This is a genomic window from Chryseobacterium sp. RR2-3-20 (genome assembly GCF_017808115.1).
GTDB lineage: Bacteria > Bacteroidota > Bacteroidia > Flavobacteriales > Weeksellaceae > Chryseobacterium > Chryseobacterium oryzae.
Genome location: NZ_JADQBD010000141.1, coordinates 1 through 1,792 on the forward strand (window position 1 = coordinate 1; position 1,792 = coordinate 1,792).

General features: G+C 30.7%; 1 protein-coding gene and 1 pseudogene. One reads left to right on the forward strand and one right to left on the reverse strand.

Annotated features, from left to right (window positions below):
- A pseudogene (locus tag IV513_RS15350) lies at positions 1 to 220 on the forward strand (hypothetical protein); the annotation flags it as partial.
- A gap of 14 nt (positions 221 to 234) precedes the next feature.
- Here IV513_RS15350 and IV513_RS15900 read toward each other — a convergent pair.
- Positions 235 to 1,650, reverse strand: coding sequence for a S41 family peptidase (locus tag IV513_RS15900; RefSeq protein WP_245168969.1), 1,416 nt, complete (start codon positions 1,648 to 1,650; stop codon positions 235 to 237).
- Positions 1,651 to 1,792: the final 142 nt, after the last annotated feature.

Below are 1,792 nucleotides of genomic sequence, written 5' to 3' on the forward strand. Positions count from 1 at the left end.
TTTCACGCATTTTTGGTCTGGATTCAGTTTCTTTTTTATTCATTCAAAATCGTGGAGTTTATTTCGGAGCGTGATTTTTGATGCCATATCACATAACGGTTTGCAGCTTGGCGAAGTGGCGGAAATCGAAGTACAAATGTTCAGTTTTGCACAAAAGTTCAATCGAAGAACTGCCGTTGAATTTAGCACTAAACCCGCCATTTTGCCAAACTGCTGTTAGCTGCTGCCCATCTCTCAATGTTCTAAATACTCAACCGCATATTTTTCCCAATCCTCAATTGTTTTGTCCATATAAATATCTGGCTGAATACCTATATTATCAATAGGATATTCGGGTATGCGAAGTGAACGATAAGTTGGCATAAGCAGTCTATAATTTGTACAAACAAAATCATCAAAAAAGTAAGCATTGGCATAGTCCAAAACACCTGATGTTGGTGTACCTATTACTTTTACTTTCTTGCTTTGTTTGGCGATAAGTAAAAGAGCTTCTCCAGAACTTGCTACTTTATTATCTGCTAAAAAAACAATTTGCTTGGGGCTTTTAGCTGCTAAAGTTATAGTGTTGGTTTCAATTATATTACTTGAGAAGTTAACAAATTTACCTGGGTTAGCTTCTAACAATTTTATTTTTCTTTCATTGTCGGCAATTTCTTCTTTATGTTTTTCTTTATCTGTAAAAGATGAATTGTATTTTTTAAGACCATTAATAAATGTAGGGGTTGATAAATATTCGGCACCAACGGAACGTATAGGATTTGTTAGTATGTAGGGTAATATTTTTTCAAAAGCATCAGTTGTTCCGCCTCCATTTCCTCTTAAATCGATAATCAAGTTCTCACTATTCTCTAAAATATTTCTGTTCTTTTCTATTAAACTTTCAATAGTTACCACAAATGGATAACTAAAATTTGATAATTTTAAAATAGTGGTCTTATTAGTTAATCTCTTGCAATAAAACCCTTTTAGTTCATTCACTTTATTAGTAATTTCTTCTGCACTCAAAGTAGCATTTGGTATTTGCTTAACCAATTCTGTTAGTATTTCTTTAAAATACAAAAGACCTTGTGCATCTATTGTAAATGTTCCTTTCTGTACAGAGTGGTCTTGCATTTTATATTCGTAAGTACCATTACCAAACAACTTAAATTTGATTTCATTAGGTTTCCAATACTTGGGGTCTGCCGAAATAATAAAACCAACATATTCATTCGGTTTTATTCTTTTTACTCCAATTTCATAAGCATCATTTTTCCAAATGCCCTCAAATTTATCAGTGGATGTTAAAATATCTTTCTTGAACTTTTTTATATCAATTTTAAAAATTTCACTTTCAGTATTGATTTCTTTAACGGCAATTTGTGGCTGTTGATTTGGCAAAAGCCAAATATGCCTGTCTTTAAAATAAGCAACATATTTTTGTAAAACAGATAAACAGTTTTCATTACTTACAGTTCCTATTTCGTTTTTCAAAGTTACTTTGAGATTATTGTACATCAATGTATCCTTGGTTTTTTCGGCAAAGCCGGGATATTCTTTTTCTACTTTAGCAATTAAACTTTCAAGAGCTTGGCTACAATTGCAATTTTGTTGCTGTGCAAACGCTGAATTGGTAAATAGAAATAAAAGCAAATAAAAGAAAATTTTCATAATAAACATTTTTTACAATTTCAATTACAAAAGTATTATAAGAATAAATCAATACTGTCCTAAATAAAAATTATTAAAAATAGAAACAGCCTAAATACCTATTTTACATTTAGCTTTACATTTAATTTCAAAAAAGAACCCC

What these genes read in the sequence shown, in the direction of transcription:
- IV513_RS15900 (WP_245168969.1), bottom strand. Translation starts at nt 1,650, where the DNA reads ATGAAAATTTTCTTTTATTTGCTTTTATTTCTATTTACCAATTCAGCG.